The following is a 17,225-nucleotide window of genomic DNA, read 5'->3' on the forward strand; positions in this document are numbered from 1 at the left end:
GGCAATGGATGACAAGGTTAACTACTTGCTGCGCCTGGGCGACAACGCCCTGATCCTCAGCCAGCAGCTGTCGCAGCTGTGCGGCAAGGGTCCCGCGCTGGAAGAGGACATGGCGCTGACCAACGTGGCGCTGGACCTGCTGGGCCAGACGCGCTTGTGGTTCAGCTATGCGGCCGAACTGGAAAACGCGGGCCGCGACGAAGACGACATCGCCTTCCTGCGCGATGCCCACGATTTCAAGAATTGCCTGCTGGTCGAACAGCCGAACGGCAATTACGCCGACACCATGATGCGCCAGTTCTTCTTCGACAGCTGGCACTACTTTCAGCTGCTGGAACTGGCGAAATCGGCGGATGCGCGCATCGTCGAGGTGGCGCAAAAATCGATCAAGGAAGTGACCTATCATTTGCGCCGCAGCGGTGACCTGATCGTGCGCCTCGGCGACGGCACGGCGGAAAGCCATGCGAAAACGCAGGCCGCCGCCGACAAGCTGTGGATGTACACGGGCGAGATGTTCCGGTACGACGCCGTTGACCAGGCCATGGTCGCTGCCGGCATCGCGCCGCCATCGGACATCCTGCGCCAGGCTTTCCTCGAACACGTGGCCGAGATCTTCGCCGAAGCGACGCTGGTCATGCCGGCGCCCGACGCCTGGATGCAAAAAGGCGGCAAGCAGGGCACGCACACGGAACACCTGGGTTTTATCCTGGCCGAGATGCAGTTCCTGCAGCGCGCCTATCCCGGGGCGGAGTGGTAATGAACACGGCCGCGGCAGCGCTGGACGCCGCCCAGGTATGGGCCTGGCTGGGCGACGTGCCGGACCCGGAAATCCCCGTCATTTCGGTGGTGGATCTGGGCATCGTGCGCGCCGTCGAAGTCACCGGCGACGACGCCTGCACCGTGACGATCACGCCCACGTATTCGGGCTGTCCGGCCATGCAGGTGATCGCCGACGCCGTCACGGATGCCCTGCGCAGCCATGGCGTAGCGAAGGTGACGCTGGTGAACCAGCTGGCGCCCGCTTGGACCACGGACTGGATGAGCGAGACGGGCAAGGCCAAGCTGAAAGGCTATGGCATCGCCCCGCCGCAGCAGCAGGTGATCGACATCAGCGGTTTGCGTGGCGGCGTCAAGCGCCAGACCATGCCGAAACTGGAGGTGATCTGCCCGAACTGCGGTTCCACGCATACGCAGCTGACCAGCCAGTTCGGCTCCACGCCGTGCAAGGCGCTGTACAAATGCCTGGCTTGCCGCGAACCGTTTGACTACTTCAAGTGCCACTAAAAAATCAGGCACACGTTCCGAAGAAACTGGAGATGAAGCATGAGTAAATTTTATCCGCTGTGCGTGGCGAACGTGCGCAATGAAACGCGCGACACCATCGCCGTCACGTTCGACGTGCCGGCCGAACTGCAGCAGCAGTTCCGCTTCCAGCAGGGCCAGCACCTGACCTTGCGCGCCCATATCAATGCGGAAGACGTGCGCCGCTCGTATTCCATCTGTTCGGCGGTGCAGGACGGCACCCTGCGCGTGGCCATCAAGCGCACGCCGGGCGGCGCCTTTTCCACCTGGGCGAACGACACCTTGAAAGCCGGCGCCACCATCGAGGTGATGCCGCCCATGGGCCACTTCAACGTGCCGCTCGACTGCGTCAACCGCAAGCACTACCTGGCGTTTGCGGCCGGCAGCGGCATCACGCCCATCCTCTCCATCATCAAGACGACCCTGCTGACGGAACCCCTGAGCCGCTTCACTCTGTTCTACGGCAACCGCGCCTCGTCGTCCGTCATCTTCAAGGAAGAATTGACGGACTTGAAGGACGTGTACCTGGAGCGTTTGAACCTGGTCTACGTGATGAGCCGCGAGCAGCAGGACATCGAACTGTTCAACGGCCGCATCACGCAGGAAAAATGCGAGCAGTTCCTGCAGCACTGGATCAAGATCGAAGACTATGACAACGCCTTCATTTGCGGCCCGGAAGACATGATGCTGGGCGTCTCCGCGGCCCTGCAGGCAGCCGGCATGCCCAAGCAGAATATCAAGATCGAGCTGTTCGCCGCCAGCATCCCGAAAAACGCCCACAAGCCGCGCGCCCAGCTGGCCGCCGATGCCGTGCAGGAAACGGAAGTGACCGTCATCCTGGACGGCAACCACACCACCTTCACGATGGACAAGGACAAGGAATCCATCCTCGACGCGGGCCTGCGGCAGGGCATCGACATGCGCTACTCGTGCAAGGGCGGCGTATGCTCGACCTGCCGCTGCAAGATCCTCGACGGCAAGGTCGAAATGGACGTCAACTACGCGCTGGAGGATTACGAAGTGGCGCGCGGCTTCGTCCTCAGCTGCCAGAGTTTTCCATTGACCGACAAGGTCGTGGTCGATTTCGATCAGGCAGAATAAAAGCCGGGGTCAGACCCGCCGGGTCTGACCCCAGATTTCCGTTGCGGGCCAATAAATAAAAATAGCGAGACGCCATGACCTACCAAAACATCCTCTTCACCATCGAGCAGGGCATCGCCACGCTGACCCTGAACCGTCCCGACAAGCTCAATAGCTTTACGCAAGCCATGCACGAGGAAGTGCGCGACGCGATTGCGAAAGTCAATGCCGACAGCTCCGTACGCGTGTTCGTGCTGACGGGGGCAGGCCGCAGCTTTTGCGCGGGCCAGGACCTGTCCGACCGCGCCGTGGAACCGGGCTCGAAGGGCGTGGACCTGGGCGAATCCGTGGAAAAGAACTATGCGCCGCTGGTGCTGGCCCTGAAAGCGCTGCCGATGCCCGTGATCTGCGCCGTCAATGGCGTGGCTGCCGGCGCGGGCGCCAACCTGGCGCTGGCGTGCGACATCGTCATCGCCGGCAAGTCGGCCAGCTTTGTCGAAGTGTTCTGCAAGCTGGGCCTGATTCCGGACACGGGCGGCACCTTCTTCCTGCCGCGCCTGATCGGTTCCGCGCGCGCCATGGGTCTGGCCATGCTGGGCGAAAAACTGACGGCCGAAAAAGCGGAAGACTGGGGCCTGATCTGGAAATGCGTCGAGGATGCCCAGCTGGCCGAGGAAACGCGCAAGCTGGCCGTGCACTTCTCTACCGCGCCGACCAAGGGCCTGGCCTACACCAAGCAGGCGCTGGCCGCCAGCGGCGCCAATACCCTGCCGCAGCAGCTGGCGCTGGAAGCGCGCATGATGAGCGATCTCGGTAACAGCGACGATTACCGCGAAGGCGTGGCCGCCTTCATGGAAAAGCGTGCGCCGCAATTCAAGGGACATTGATATGGCCGCTCTGGACAACAACAGTATCGTCGCCGTCATCGGCAGCGGCGCCATGGGTGCCGGCATCGCGCAGGTGGCCGCGGCTGCCGGCTACACGGTCAAACTGTACGACACGCGGGCGGAAGCCGTCAGCAAGGCTTTGCTTGATATCGGCAAGATGTATGCGAAGCTGGCTGAAAAGGGCCGCATGACGGCAGACGAAGCCACGGCCGCCACGGCGCGCCTGCAGGCGGCCGGCAGCCTGGCCGATGTGAGCAACGCGGCCCTGGTGGTGGAAGCCATCGTGGAAAACCTCGACGTCAAGCGCGGCCTGTTCGCCGAACTCGAAGCCTTGGTCGATGACGACTGCATCCTGGCGACGAACACCTCGTCGATTTCCGTCACGGCCATCGCCGCCAGGCTGCGCCGCCCGGAACGCCTGGTCGGCATGCACTTCTTTAATCCCGTGCCCCTGATGGCGCTGGTGGAAGTGATCAGTGGCCTGGCCACCAGCGAGCAAGTGGCCGCCACCGTGTACGACACGTCTGTCGCCTGGGGCAAGAACCCCGTGCACGCGAAATCGACGCCGGGCTTCATCGTCAACCGGGTCGCCCGTCCGTTTTACGCGGAAGGCTGGCGTTTGTTGAGCGAGCAGGCAGGCGACCCGGCCACCATCGACGCCGTGCTGCGCGAGGCGGGCGGTTTCCGCATGGGCCCATTCGAATTGATGGACCTGATCGGCCACGATGTCAATTTCTCCGTCACGCAGTCAGTGTTCGGCGCCTATTTCAGCGACCCGCGCTTCACGCCGTCCGTGCTGCAGCAGGAAATGGTCAACGCCGGTTTCCTGGGCCGCAAATCGGGCCGTGGCTTTTACCAGTACGGCGAAGGCGCACCCGCTCCCGTGGCGCAGGCGGAAGGCGCGCAGCCCAAGCCGGAATTCGTCGCCCTGTCGGCGGCCATCGGCGGCGATGGCCGTGGCCACAGCGGCATCATCCGCAGCCTGGTGCAGCGCCTGGAGCAAGCGGGCATCGCGGTCAGCCGCCGCGTGACGCAGGAAGGCCAGGCGCATGACGAGGCGCCGGCCCTGCATTGCAACGGCGCCGCGATCTACCTGACCGACGGGCGCAGCGCCACCCAGCGCGCGCACGACAACCAGCATCCGGACACGGTGCTGTTCGACCTGGCGCTCGATTACGCCAATGCCCGGCGCATCGCCGTGGCCCGTGCCGACCAGTGCAGCGACGCCGCCTACGCGGCCGTCGTCGGCCTGTTCCAGGCAGCCGGTTTCATCGTCACGCGCCTGGACGACGTGCCTGGCCTGGCCGTCATGCGTACGGTGGCCATGCTGGCCAACGAGGCAGCCGACGCCGTCAACCAGGGCGTATGCACGGCGGCTGCCGCCGATATCGCCATGCAGAAGGGCGTCAATTATCCGCGCGGACCGCTGGCCTGGGCCGATGCGGTAGGCGTCCAGCACATCGTCACCGTGCTGCACCAACTGGCGCAGGGCTATGGGGAGGACCGTTACCGCGTCTCGCCGCTGCTGCGCCGCAAACTTGCTACTGGAGCCTCGTTTCATGCCGAATGAAGATCACAACATGACTGCACAAGCCCTGGCCGAAGCGGCGGCCGCCTCCATGCTGTCGCGCGATAACGCCACCGCCGCCATGGGCATCGCCCTGGTGGAAGTGGGACCGGGCCATGCGCGCATGACCATGAAGGTGCGCGCCGACATGCTCAATGGCCACCAGACCTGCCATGGCGGTTTTATCTTTGCCCTGGCCGACAGCGCCTTCGCGTTTGCCTGCAACAGCTACAACCTGAACACCGTGGGCGCCGGCTGCACCATCGATTACCTGGCGCCGGGCCGCGAAGGCGACGTGCTGACGGCGCACGCCGTCGAGCAGGCACTGGCGGGCAAGAGCGGCGTCTACGACGTCAAGGTCAGCAACCAGGAAGGACGCGCCATCGCGCTCTTCCGCGGCAAATCGATCCGCGTGTCGGGTGAAGTCATTGGCGGTTGAAGGTACAAGAGCAGGCTTGAACTGCCGGAATGGTTGTAGATTTTTTTAAGATTAAAAACGCCTCGACAAAACCGTCGCGAGCGGAAGTGAGTTGTGGCCGGGAAGCGGAACTGTGCTGTCGCACAGCGAGCATCGCAGGCCGCCAATCACGACGCGCAGCAGGTTTGGTCAGGCGTTACTAAAGGAGACAGAAATGGTCCAACGTACGCCTTCCCCGAATGACCTGGAGCCGATCGAACGCGCCAGCAAGGATGAACTGCAGGCGCTGCAGCTCGAACGCATGAAATGGACGCTCAAGCACGCGTATGACAACGTGCCCCATTACCGCGCCGCCTTTGATGCGGCGGGCGTGCATCCGGACGACCTGAAGTCGCTGGCCGACCTGTCGAAATTCCCGTTCACCGATAAAAGAGTCCTGCGCGACAATTACCCGTTCGGCCTGTTTGCCGTGCCACGCGAGCAGGTGGTGCGCATCCACGCTTCCAGCGGCACGACGGGCAAGGCCACGGTGGTCGGCTATACGCAGAACGATATCGATACCTGGGCCAACGTGGTGGCGCGCTCGATCCGCGCCGGCGGCGGCCGCGCGGGCGACATGGTGCACATCTCCTATGGCTACGGCCTGTTCACGGGCGGCCTGGGCGCGCACTACGGCGCCGAACGCCTCGGTTGCACGGTCATTCCCATGTCCGGCGGACAGACGGAAAAGCAGGTGCAGCTGATCCAGGATTTCAAGCCATCGATCATCATGGTCACGCCGTCGTACATGCTCAACATCATCGAGGAATTCACGCGCCAGGGGCTTGATCCGGCTGAATCGTCGCTGAAGGTGGGCATCTTCGGCGCCGAGCCGTGGACGGACGCCATGCGCTCCGAAATCGAAGCGCGCGCCGGCATCGACGCCGTCGACATCTACGGCCTGTCCGAAGTGATGGGCCCGGGCGTGGCGTCCGAATGCATCGAGAGCAAGGACGGTCCCGTCATCTGGGAAGACCATTTTTACCCGGAGATCATCGATCCGGAAACGGGCGAAGTGCTGCCGGACGGCGCAGAGGGCGAGCTGGTATTCACCTCTCTGTCGAAAGAGGCGCTGCCCATCATCCGCTACCGCACGCGCGACCTGACCCGCCTGCTGCCGCCGACATCGCGCTCGATGCGCCGCATCGGCAAGATCACGGGCCGCTCGGACGACATGCTGATCATCCGCGGCGTGAACGTCTTCCCCACGCAGATCGAAGAGCTGATCCTGAAAATGCCGAAGCTGGCGCCGCAATACCAGCTGGTGGTCACGCGCGACGGCCACCTCGACAAGCTGGAAGTGATCGCCGAGCTGCGCGTCGACCTCACGGCCATCATCTCGGCCAGCGAGACGGACGCTCTGGCGCGCGAGCTGGAGCACCGCATCAAGACGCATGTGGGCGTGAGCACGCGCGTGCGCCTGGTGGCCGCCGCCGGCATCGAACGCACGCTGACGGGCAAGGCCCGCCGCGTGGTCGACCAGCGCCCGAAGATTTTCTCCTAATTTTCCCTACATCGATCAAGCAGGATAGACCATGAACGAAGCCTTTATTTGTGACGCCGTGCGCACTCCCTTTGGCCGCTATGGCGGCGCGCTGTCGAGCGTGCGCGCCGATGACCTGGGTGCGCTGCCGATTGCCGCGCTGATCGCCCGCAACCCGTCCGTCGACTGGTCGGCCATCGACGACGTGTTTTACGGCTGCGCCAACCAGGCGGGCGAAGACAACCGCAACGTGGGCCGCATGGCCGCGCTGCTGGCCGGCTTGCCGGCCGCTGTGCCCGCCAATACCATCAACCGCCTGTGCGGCTCCAGCCTCGATGCCGTCGGTATGGCGGCCCGCTCCATCAAGGCGGGCGAGGCGGAATTGATCATCGCCGGCGGCGTGGAAAGCATGACGCGCGCGCCGTTCGTGATGGGCAAGGCCGACAGCGCGTTCTCGCGCGCGGCGAAAATCGAGGACACGACCCTGGGCTGGCGCTTCGTGAACGGCAAGATGAAGGCGCAGTACGGCATCGACACCATGCCGGAAACGGCGGAAAACGTAGCCGTGGAATTTGGCATCAGCCGCGCCGACCAGGATGCGCTGGCCCTGCGCAGCCAGCAGCGCTGGGCCGCCGCCCACGCGGCCGGCGTGTTCGAGCGCGAGATCGTGCCCGTCGCCGTGCCGCAAAAAAAGGGCGATCCGAAGATGGTCAGCGCCGACGAACATCCGCGTCCCGACACCTCGCTGGAAATGCTGGCAAAGCTCAAGGGCGTGGTCAAGGCGGACGGCACCGTCACGGCCGGCAATGCCTCGGGCTTGAACGACGGCGCCTGCGCCATTCTGCTGGCGTCCGCCGCCGCCGTCGACAAGTACAAATTGACGGCCCGCGCAAAAGTGCTGGGCATGGCCACGGCTGGCCTGGCGCCGCGCATCATGGGCTTCGGTCCTTCGCCCGCCTCGCGCAAGGTGCTGGCGCAGACGGGTCTGACCATCGAGCAGATGGACGTCATCGAACTCAATGAGGCGTTTGCCGCGCAGGCGCTGGCCGTCACGCGCGACCTGGGCCTGGCGGACGATGCCGCGCACGTGAACCCGAATGGCGGCGCCATCGCCATCGGCCATCCGCTGGGCGCATCGGGTGCGCGCCTGGTGATGGCCGCCCTGAACCAGCTCGAACTCACGGGCGGACGCTATGCTTTGTGCACCATGTGCATCGGCGTGGGGCAGGGTATTGCTGTAGTGATTGAACGCGTATAAAAAAGTAAAAAAAGGCGCAGGCTGGTAAAAAAGCGCCAACCATACATAGACCGTAGTGCCAACCTGGTGGAGACCACAATGATTGCCAATATCTTCAAGAAAACCCTGATCGCCGGCGTGCTGGCCATGTCCGCTGCGGGCGCGTATGCGGCCGATAACATCAAGATCGGCTCCGTGCTGTCCGTCACGGGTCCTGCCGCCTTCCTGGGCGACCCTGAGCTGAAAACCCTGCAGCTGTATATCGAGAAGATCAACGCGGCCGGCGGCGTCCTGGGGCGCAAGCTGGAACTGGTGCACTACGATGACGGCAGCGATGCGGCCAAGGCCAACGGTTTTACCAAGCGCCTGATCGAGTCGGACAAGGTCGACGTGCTGATCGGCGGCACCACCACCGGTGCAACGATGGCGATGGCGCCGCTGGTGGATCGTGCCGGCATGCCCTTCATTTCGCTGGCAGGCGCCGTGGTGATCATCGATCCGGTGAAGAAATGGGTGTTCAAGACGCCGCATACGGACCGCATGGCGGCCGAGAAGGTATTCGAGGACATGAAGAAGCGCGGCATCAGCAAGGTGGGACTGTTGTCGGAAACGAGCGGCTTCGGCGCCTCGGGCCGCAAGGAATCGCAGATCGTCGCTTCGAAATACGGCATCACCCTGGTGGCCGATGAAACCTACGGCCCGAAAGACACGGACATCACGGCGCAGCTGACCCGCATCAAGAATACAAGCGGCGTGCAAGCCGTCTTCGTCTTTGGCCTGGGCCAGGGCCCGGCCGTGGTGACCAAGAACTACGGCCAGCTGGGCATGTCAGCGCTGCCGCTGTACCAGTCGCATGGCGTGGCGTCGGACGAGTACCTGAAGCTGTCGGGCAAGGCCGCCGAAGGCGTGCGCCTGCCAACGCCGGCCCTGCTGATCGGCGCCATGCTGCCCGACAGCGACGCGCAAAAAGCCGTCGTCGTCGGCTACGACAAGACGTACAAGGACCGCTACAAGATCGACCCGTCGACTTTTGGCGGCTATGCGCTCGACGCCCTGAACCTGTCGGTCGACGCCATCAAGCGCGCCGGCGGCACGGACCGCGAAAAAGTGCGCACGGCGCTGGAACAGACCAAGGGCTTCGTGGGAACGACCGGTGTCTTCAACATGTCGGCCAAGGACCACATGGGCCTGGACCTGTCGGCTTTCCGCATGGTCGAAGTGAAGAACGGCGAATGGCAATTGTCGAAATGATGTTCGAAACAAGGTAAGCCGGAAGTACCCGCGCGGGTTGCCCTCGACGGCGGCCCGCGCGCAGCCGAACATAATGGAGACACCATGGAAGTCGCTCAATTTCTACAATTTCTGTATTCCGGGATGACGGTCGGTTCCGCCTATGCGCTGGCGGCGCTGGGCTTTACCATCATCTACAACACCAGCGGCGTGATCAACTTCGCCCAGGGCGAGTTCATCATGCTGGGCGGGATGCTGGCCGCCGTGATGTCCGCCGCCGGCGTGCCGCTGCCGCTGGCCATCATCCTGGCCGTCATCGCCACCGGTATCGTTGGCCTGCTGATGGAAAAGACCGTGATCGAACCGGCGCAAAACGCGCAGGTCATCACCCTCTTGATCATCACCATCGGCGCTTCGCTGGTGCTGCGCGGCCTGGTGCAAATCTGGCTGGGCAAGGATACGCATGCGCTGCCGGCCTTTTCCGGCGAAGCGCCGATCGAATTCCTGGGCGCCAGCCTGCTGCCGCAAAGCCTGTGGGTGCTGGGCGTGACGGTCGTCATCGTGCTGGTGCTGGGATGGTTCTTTGGCCGCACCCTGATGGGCAAGGCCATGCTGGCGACCTCGCACAACAAGCTGGCCGCGCAACTGGTGGGCATCAATACGCGCAAGGTGCTGCTGTTTTCGTTCGGCCTGTCGGCCCTGCTGGGCGCGGCGGGCGGCATCCTCGTCGCGCCGATCACGTATACCTCGTATGACGCGGGCATCATGCTGGGCCTGAAAGGCTTCGTCGCCGCCGTCCTCGGTGGCCTGGGCGGCGGCGCTGGCGCCATTGCCGGTGGCCTGATCCTGGGCATCGCCGAAGCCATGACGGCCGGTTACATTTCATCGGCCTACAAGGACGCCGTGCCTTTCGTGCTGATCCTGCTGATCCTGTTCTTCCTGCCGCAAGGCTTGTTTGGCGCTAAAAATTCGGAGCGAGTATGACCAACTTTTTCACACGCTCGCGCCACGGCGGCTTGCTGGTGCTGGCCCTGGTGCTGGCCATCCTGCCCCTGTTCCTCAGCAATGCGTTCTACTATGACGTGGCGATCCGCATCGCCCTGAACGCCATCGTCGTCATCGGCCTGAACCTGTTGATGGGCTATACGGGCCAGATCAGCCTCGGTCATGCCGGTTTCTATGGCCTGGGCGCGTATGCGTCGGCCGTGCTGACCACCCACTATGGCTGGCCGCCCCTGGCCGCGCTGGCGGCGGGCGCCGTCGCCACCGGCCTGCTGGCGCTGCTGCTGGCGCGCCCCGTGCTGAAACTCAAGGGCCATACCCTGGCCATGGCGACCCTGGGCCTGGGCATCATCATTTCCATCGTCATCAACAACGAGACGCAGTGGACGGGTGGCCCGGACGGCATCGGCGTGTCCGCCCTCACGGTGGCCGGCCTGGAAATCGCCGGCGAGAAATCGTGGTACCTGGTGTGTGCCGTGCTGCTGTTGCTGGTCACCTGGCTGGCCCTGAACCTGATCGATTCGCCCGTCGGCCGCGCGCTGCAGGCCATCCACGGCTCGGAAGTGGCAGCCCGCGTGGTGGGCGTCGACACGACCCGCTTCAAGGTGCGCGTGTTCGTGCTGTCGGCCGTCATCGCCAGCATCGCGGGCAGCATCAGCGCCCACTATATCGGTTTCATCACGCCCAACCTGGCCGGCTTCTTCCACTCGATCGAGCTGGTGACGATGGTGGTGGTGGGCGGCATGGCGTCGATCTTCGGCTCCATCATCGGTGCGGCCCTGCTGACGATCCTGCCGCAACTGCTGTCCAGTTTTGAAGGCTGGGAAACGGTGGTGTTTGGCGTGATCCTGATGGCGACCATGATCTTCATGCCCAAGGGCCTGGTGCCCAGCCTGGCCAGCCGTTCGCGCAAGCGGGCTGCCACACCCAAGGCGCCCGTCAAATCCGCGCAGGAGGTGTGACATGCTGACGATTAACAATCTGAGCAAGAGTTTTGGCGGCGTGCACGCGGTGCAGGACGTGAGCTTTACCGTCAAGGAAGGTAATATCCATTCCGTGATCGGCCCGAACGGCGCCGGCAAGACGACCCTGTTCAACCTGATCACGGGCGTGTACACGCCCACCAAAGGCGAGATCCTGCTCCATGACGAAAACGTGGCTGCCATGCCGCCCGATGCGCTGGCGCGGCGCGGCATGAGCCGCACCTTCCAGAACCTGCAGGTGTGCATGAACATGACGGCCATCGACAACGTGATGGTGGGCGCGCACCTGCGCCTGAACCAGAACCTGTTTGCTTCCATGCTACGTTTGCCGTCCGTGCGCCGCGCCGATGCGGCTTGCCGCGACGAGGCGGCGGACCTGATGGAGTTTGTCGGCGTGGGCCGGCATATCGATGACGAAGCGGGGCAGATGTCGTACGGCGCCTTGAAACGCCTGGAAATCGCCCGCGCGCTGGCGGCCAAGCCGAAGGTGCTGCTGCTCGATGAACCGGCGGCAGGCCTGAACCACACGGAAACGGGCGAAATCGAAGCCTTGATCCGCAAGGTGGCGCAGTCGGGCGTGACGGTGGTGCTGGTCGAGCATGACATGAAACTGGTGATGAATCTGTCGGACCATATCCTGGTGCTCGACTATGGCAAGAAGCTGGCCGAAGGGACTGCCGCCGAAGTGCGCGCCAATCCCGACGTGGTGGCTGCGTATCTGGGAGTGGCCGCATGATGATGGAACAACCTCAATCGCCGCTGGTGCTCGACATCCAGGGACTGACCAGCCATTACGGCCGCATCCAGGCCCTGCACGGCATCGACCTGCAGGTGCGCCAGGGCCAGCTGGTGGCGCTGGTGGGCGCCAATGGCGCCGGCAAGACGACCCTGCTGCGTGCCATCTCCGGCGTGCAGCCGATCAGCGCCGGCAGCATCGCCTTCGCCGGCCAGGACGTGAGCCGCATGAGCGCGGACAAGCGCGTGCGCAGCGGCATTTGCCAGGTGCCGGAAGGGCGGCAAGTGTTCGGCCCCATGACGGTGGAAGACAATCTGCGCCTGGGCGCCTTCACGCGTCCTGCGCAGGACGTGGCGGGCGACATGGAGCGCATGTACGGCCTGTTCCCGATCCTGAAGGAAAAGCGCCTGCTGCTGGCCGGGACGCTCTCCGGCGGGCAGCAGCAGATGCTGGCCATGGCGCGCGCGCTGATGGGCCGCCCGCAACTGCTGCTGCTCGATGAGCCGAGCATGGGCCTGGCGCCCTTGCTGATCGCGGAAATCTTCCGCATCGTGGCCGAGTTGCGCGACCAGGGCATCACCATCTTCCTCGTCGAGCAGAACGCGCATGCGGCGCTGTCGATCGCCGACGTGGGCTATGTGATCGAGACGGGCGCCATCACGCTGTCCGGCCCCGGGCCCGAATTGCTGCATAACGAGCAGGTGCAGAGCGCTTATCTCGGCATGTAAAAATCAGGGGGCAGACCCGTCGGGTCTGACCCCAGCTCTACGCTGCGTCTAGAAATAGATTTCGCGGCATTTGTATTGGAGAGTGAGTATGGTCAAAGTCTACGAAATCAACGGCGTTACCCCCGTCGTCCACCCCAGCGCCTACGTGCACCCGTCGGCCGTGCTGATCGGCGACGTGATCGTCGGCCCGCGCTGCTATATCGGCCCGCTGGCCTCGATCCGCGGCGACTTCGGCCGCCTGATCCTGGAAGAGGGCGCGAACCTGCAGGACACCTGCGTCATGCACGGTTTTCCCGGCTGCGACACGGTGGTCGAAGTCGACGGCCATATCGGCCACGGCGCCGTGCTGCACGGCTGCCGCATCGGCCGCAACGCGCTCGTCGGCATGAACGCGGTGGTGATGGACAATGCCATCATCGGCGAGGAGTCCATCGTCGCGGCCATGAGTTTCGTCAAGGCGGGCATGATCGTCGCGCCGCGCAGCATGGTGGTGGGCACGCCGGCCAAGGTGATGCGCGCGCTCACCGACGATGAAATCAAATGGAAAAGCTCGGGCACGGGCCAGTACCACGAACTGGCCGTGCGCTCCATGCACACGATGCGCGAAGTGGAAGCCCTGACGGAAGTCGAGGCGAACCGCCAGCGCCTGAATTTCGAATCGGCCTTGCCGCTGCACCTGCACAAGAACGCAGCAGCGCAGTAAGCCAGCATGGGCGCAGGTCGGATCAGCGGGGCAGAGCCCCGCGCAATCCGACACCACCAACATCACCAACACCTTTGTCTTACGGAGAAATCACATGGCTCACATATCCACGCTGCAAAGCCTGATCGCCGGCCGCTGGCTGGGCGAAAGCGCCGCCGTGCCCCTGCACAGCGCCTTGAACAACCGCGTCATCTATCACACGCACGGGGAAAAGATCGATTTCGACGAAGCCGTCACGTATGCGCGCAAGACGGGCGTGCCGGGCCTGATGGCGCTGGACTTCCAGCAGCGCGCCGCGCGCCTGAAGGCGCTGGCCCTGTACCTGGTCGAGCGCAAGGAAGAGCTGTATGCGATCTCGCACCTGTCGGGCGCCACGCGCGCCGATAGCTGGGTCGACATCGAGGGCGGCACGGGCACCCTGTTCGCCTACGCCAGCATGGGCAGCAACGAGCTGCCGTCGTCGAACGTGCTGCATGAAGGCCCGGCCATCGCGCTGGGCAAGAAGGGCGGTTTCGCCGGCACGCACATCCTGGTGCCGCGCGGCGGCCTGGCCGTGCACATCAACGCCTTCAACTTCCCCATCTGGGGCTTGCTGGAAAAATTTGCGCCCAGCTTCCTGGCGGCCATGCCCTGCATCGCCAAGCCGGCCACGGCGACGAGCTACCTGACGCAGGCCGTCGTGCGCATGATGCACGAATCGGGCTTGCTGCCGGCAGGCAGTTTGCAGCTGGTGATCGGCTCCACGGGCGACTTGCTGGACCGCCTGAATGGCCAGGATTTCGTCACCTTCACGGGGTCGGCCGCCACGGCCGCCAAGCTGCGCACGAATCCGAACCTGATCGCCCAGTCCGTGCCGTTCAACGGCGAAGCCGATTCGCTCAACTGCGCCATCCTGGCGCCGGACGTCACGCCAGACGACGTGGAATTCGACCTGTTCGTCAAGGAAGTCGTGCGCGAGATGACGGGCAAGTCGGGCCAGAAGTGCACGGCCATCCGCCGCATCATCGTGCCTGAGCACCTGATGGATGCCGTCGGCACGCGCTTGCGCGAACGCCTGGCCAAGGTGGTGGTGGGCGACCCGTCCATCGAAGGCGTGCGCATGGGCGCGCTGGCCTCGAAAGAGCAGCAGAACGACGTGGCCGAGCGTGTCGCCACCCTGTCGCAGGGTAACGAGGTGGTGTTCGGCGCGGCCGACGGCTTCAATCCGCTGGGCGATGGCGCTCAAGATGGCAGCTTCTTCTCGCCCACCCTGCTGCTGTGCCGCGACGCCTTCGGCAACGATGCCGTGCATGACGTGGAAGCGTTTGGCCCCGTCAGCACCATGATGGGCTACCACGATATCGATCAGGCGCTGGCCCTGGCCGCGCGCGGCAAGGGCAGCCTGGTGAGCACCCTGGTGACGCGCGATCCGAAGATCGCCGCGCGCGTGGTGCCGCAAGTGGCGGCCACGCATGGCCGCGTGCACGTGCTCGAGCGCGTGGCATCCGTCGATTCGACGGGCCATGGCTCGCCCCTGCCGCAACTGAAGCACGGCGGCCCTGGCCGCGCGGGCGGCGGCGAAGAGCTGGGCGGCGTGCGCGCCGTGCGCCATTACCTGCAACGGGCGGCCGTGCAAGGCTCGCCGACCATGCTGGCGGCCATCACGGGCGAATACGTGCGCGGCGCGGACGTCAACGAAAGCCCGATCCACCCGTTCCGCAAGCATTTCGAGGACTTGAAGACGGGCGACACTCTGCTCACGCACCGCCGCACCGTCAGCGAAGCGGACATCGTCGCCTTTGGCGGCATCTCGGGCGACTTCTTCTACATGCACTTCGACGAAATCGCGGCCAAGGAATCGCAATTCGGCAAGCGCATCGCCCACGGTTACTTCGTGCTGTCGGCCGCCGCCGGCCTGTTCGTCTCGCCCGGCGTGGGCCCCGTGCTGGCCAACTATGGCCTGGACAACCTGCGCTTCGTCGCGCCTGTCGCCATCGGCGACACCATCCGCGCCCGCCTGACGTGCAAGCGCAAGGTCGACCGCAACCGCAAGGACGTGTTTGGCGTGGGGCAGGGCGTGGTGGCGTGGGACGTGCAGGTGACGAACCAGAATGAAGAGCTGGTGGCCAGCTACGACATCCTGACCCTGGTGTCGAAGCGCGAATAAGCGTTTCCGGCTGGATTGGCTTGAACGGCGCCGCCCGCGATATTCGCGCGGGCGGCGCTTTTTTCATGCGCGAATGACGGACCCAATCCACGGAGTCCTTTTCGTCTTGAAGTATCCATAAGTGTATGAAAAGTATAGTGAAAGTGTGGTTTTGCACGGCGTGCTATTTAGATAAACCCCTCTAGAACGCGTGCTTTTCCCTTGAAAACGGGCGAATTCGCTCATTGCCTCCAGAAAACTTTCCAAAGTAAAACCTTTTCTCTGTAGCATGGTTTTACTCACTGGTCACGCCGCCATGCACGCCCAAGGCGATGGCGGCGCGAAAAAAACGGACCCGGCCTTTTACGGCCGGTGAGCCATCGGCCTCGAGTCCACTCCACGATTAATGTTCACCGCTACGGGTATTTAATTACTATGAATAAACACGTCCTGATTTTCCTGCTGGCCATGCCCCTGGCCATCAGCCATGCCTATGCCGAAGAGGCCATCGGCCCCGCCGTCAAGATCAGCGGTTACGGCAGTGCCGCCCTGACCATGGCCGATACCGGCAGCGCGCAGTTTGCGCGCCCGAACCAGGCTGCCGGCGCCGGCCGCACTGCGCGCACGGGTGTCGATTCCAACCTGGGCCTGCAGGCCAATGTTACCGTCAACCCGTGGCTGTCGGCCACCGTGCAGGGCCTGGCGCGCAAGGATGGCGAGGATGATTTCGGCGCGGAGCTGGCGTGGGCCTTTGCCAAGGCCAGGGTGTCGGACAGCTTCAGCGTGCGCGTCGGCCGCATGGGCTTGCCCGTCTTCATGATTTCCGATTACCGCAACGTGGGCTATGCGAACACCATGCTGCGCCCGCCCGGCGAAATGTATTCGCAGGTTCCCCTCAACAGCATCGACGGCATCGACGGCACCTACCAGTTCAGCGCGGGCGATACCAGCATCACCACGCAGCTGGCGCTGGGCCGCACCAAGGCCACCCTGGCCACGGGTCCCGATTCGACCGTGCAGGTGGAAGGCAAGTCCATCGTCGCCCTCAACGTGGTGGCCGAGCATGGCCCCGTCACCGTGCGCTTCGGCCGGGCCGAGACCAGGCTGACGATCAACGATTCGCCCAGCCTGAATACCTTGATGGGCAGCCTGCGCGCGGCCGGCAGCGGCTACAGGATCGCCCAGCTGGGCGCCCTGGCCGATGCGCTGGAAGTGAAGGACAAGAAGGCGTCGTTCACCTCCGTGGGCCTGGGCCTGGACTGGAACAACGTGCTGCTGCAGTCGGAATATGCAAAGCGCAAGACGGACAGCTATGTCAGCGACAGCACCTCGTGGTACGTGATGGGCGGCTATCGCATGGGCGCCTTTCTGCCGTACTACAGCCACGCCAGCCTGAAGGCCGATGGCCGCGTGAACAACACCGTGCCTGCCGCTTGCCCTGCCGGCTATCCGGCCGCCTGCACGCCGACCCTGCGCGCCCTGTCGGCCGGCGTCGATACCCTGGCCTATATGCGCAACCAGCTGGAGCAATCGACGGACAGCATCGGCGTGCGCTGGGACTTCCACCGTTCGGCCGCCCTGAAGGTGCAGATCGACCGCATCAAGCCGAAGAATGGCCCGGGCCTGTTCGTGCAAGCCAAGCCCGGCTTCCATGGTCCCGTCACGGTGGCTGCCGCCGCCATTGATTTCGTTTTCTGAGGAGCGC

Annotated in this window: 16 protein-coding genes; all 16 read left to right on the plus strand. The window is 64.3% G+C overall.

Going from position 1 to position 17,225, the window contains the following annotated elements:
- The first annotated feature begins 4 nt into the window (after positions 1-4).
- On the plus strand, positions 5-757 hold the full coding sequence (gene paaC / locus GCN74_RS01725; RefSeq protein ID WP_152255044.1) for a 1,2-phenylacetyl-CoA epoxidase subunit PaaC: 753 nt from the start codon (positions 5-7) through the stop codon (positions 755-757).
- Positions 757-1,284, plus strand: a complete 528-nt coding sequence (paaD, locus tag GCN74_RS01730; RefSeq protein ID WP_152255045.1) for a 1,2-phenylacetyl-CoA epoxidase subunit PaaD — start codon at positions 757-759, stop codon at positions 1,282-1,284. Before paaC ends, paaD begins: the two co-directional genes overlap by 1 nt.
- 39 nt (positions 1,285-1,323) lie before the next feature.
- Positions 1,324-2,403 carry a 1,2-phenylacetyl-CoA epoxidase subunit PaaE gene (gene paaE, locus GCN74_RS01735; RefSeq protein WP_152255046.1) on the plus strand — a complete coding sequence of 360 codons (1,080 nt, stop codon included), beginning with the start codon at positions 1,324-1,326 and terminating at the stop codon, positions 2,401-2,403.
- 74 nt (positions 2,404-2,477) lie between these two features.
- Positions 2,478-3,269, plus strand: coding sequence for a 2-(1,2-epoxy-1,2-dihydrophenyl)acetyl-CoA isomerase PaaG (paaG, locus tag GCN74_RS01740; RefSeq protein WP_152255047.1), 792 nt, complete (start codon positions 2,478-2,480; stop codon positions 3,267-3,269).
- Position 3,270: 1 nt separating this feature from the next.
- Complete coding sequence (gene paaH / locus GCN74_RS01745; RefSeq protein ID WP_152255048.1) at positions 3,271-4,839, plus strand: 3-hydroxyacyl-CoA dehydrogenase PaaH; 1,569 nt, start codon at positions 3,271-3,273, stop codon at positions 4,837-4,839.
- 10 nt (positions 4,840-4,849) lie between these two features.
- On the plus strand, positions 4,850-5,275 hold the full coding sequence (gene paaI, locus GCN74_RS01750) for a hydroxyphenylacetyl-CoA thioesterase PaaI (protein ID WP_413541514.1): 426 nt from the start codon (positions 4,850-4,852) through the stop codon (positions 5,273-5,275).
- A 193-nt stretch (positions 5,276-5,468) separates the two neighbouring features.
- On the plus strand, positions 5,469-6,797 hold the full coding sequence (gene paaK / locus GCN74_RS01755) for a phenylacetate--CoA ligase PaaK (protein ID WP_152255050.1): 1,329 nt from the start codon (positions 5,469-5,471) through the stop codon (positions 6,795-6,797).
- Between the two features lie 31 nt (positions 6,798-6,828).
- Positions 6,829-8,034 carry a 3-oxoadipyl-CoA thiolase gene (gene pcaF / locus GCN74_RS01760; RefSeq protein WP_152255051.1) on the plus strand — a complete coding sequence of 402 codons (1,206 nt, stop codon included), beginning with the start codon at positions 6,829-6,831 and terminating at the stop codon, positions 8,032-8,034.
- 78 nt (positions 8,035-8,112) lie between these two features.
- On the plus strand, positions 8,113-9,264 hold the full coding sequence (locus GCN74_RS01765; protein WP_152255052.1) for an ABC transporter substrate-binding protein: 1,152 nt from the start codon (positions 8,113-8,115) through the stop codon (positions 9,262-9,264).
- Positions 9,265-9,348: 84 nt separating this feature from the next.
- Positions 9,349-10,227, plus strand: a complete 879-nt coding sequence (locus tag GCN74_RS01770) for a branched-chain amino acid ABC transporter permease (RefSeq protein ID WP_152255053.1) — start codon at positions 9,349-9,351, stop codon at positions 10,225-10,227.
- Positions 10,224-11,207, plus strand: a complete 984-nt coding sequence (locus GCN74_RS01775; protein ID WP_152255054.1) for a branched-chain amino acid ABC transporter permease — start codon at positions 10,224-10,226, stop codon at positions 11,205-11,207. Before GCN74_RS01770 ends, GCN74_RS01775 begins: the two co-directional genes overlap by 4 nt.
- Before the next feature lies 1 nt (position 11,208).
- On the plus strand, positions 11,209-11,964 hold the full coding sequence (locus GCN74_RS01780) for an ABC transporter ATP-binding protein (protein WP_152255055.1): 756 nt from the start codon (positions 11,209-11,211) through the stop codon (positions 11,962-11,964).
- A complete protein-coding gene (locus tag GCN74_RS01785) occupies positions 11,961-12,692 on the plus strand; it encodes an ABC transporter ATP-binding protein (protein WP_152255056.1) in 732 nt (243 codons plus the stop codon). Before GCN74_RS01780 ends, GCN74_RS01785 begins: the two co-directional genes overlap by 4 nt.
- 88 nt (positions 12,693-12,780) lie before the next feature.
- Positions 12,781-13,395: a phenylacetic acid degradation protein PaaY gene (gene paaY, locus GCN74_RS01790; RefSeq protein ID WP_099666450.1), complete on the plus strand. Its 615-nt coding sequence runs from the start codon at positions 12,781-12,783 to the stop codon at positions 13,393-13,395.
- Between the two features lie 94 nt (positions 13,396-13,489).
- Positions 13,490-15,541: a phenylacetic acid degradation bifunctional protein PaaZ gene (paaZ, locus tag GCN74_RS01795; protein WP_152255057.1), complete on the plus strand. Its 2,052-nt coding sequence runs from the start codon at positions 13,490-13,492 to the stop codon at positions 15,539-15,541.
- 414 nt (positions 15,542-15,955) lie between these two features.
- Positions 15,956-17,218 (plus strand): hypothetical protein, encoded by a 1,263-nt coding sequence (locus GCN74_RS01800; RefSeq protein ID WP_152255058.1) that lies wholly within the window; start codon positions 15,956-15,958, stop codon positions 17,216-17,218.
- The last annotated feature ends 7 nt before the right edge of the window (positions 17,219-17,225 follow it).

This window comes from Janthinobacterium sp. FT14W (assembly GCF_009208755.1).
Taxonomy (GTDB): Bacteria; Pseudomonadota; Gammaproteobacteria; order Burkholderiales; family Burkholderiaceae_D; genus Janthinobacterium; species Janthinobacterium violaceinigrum.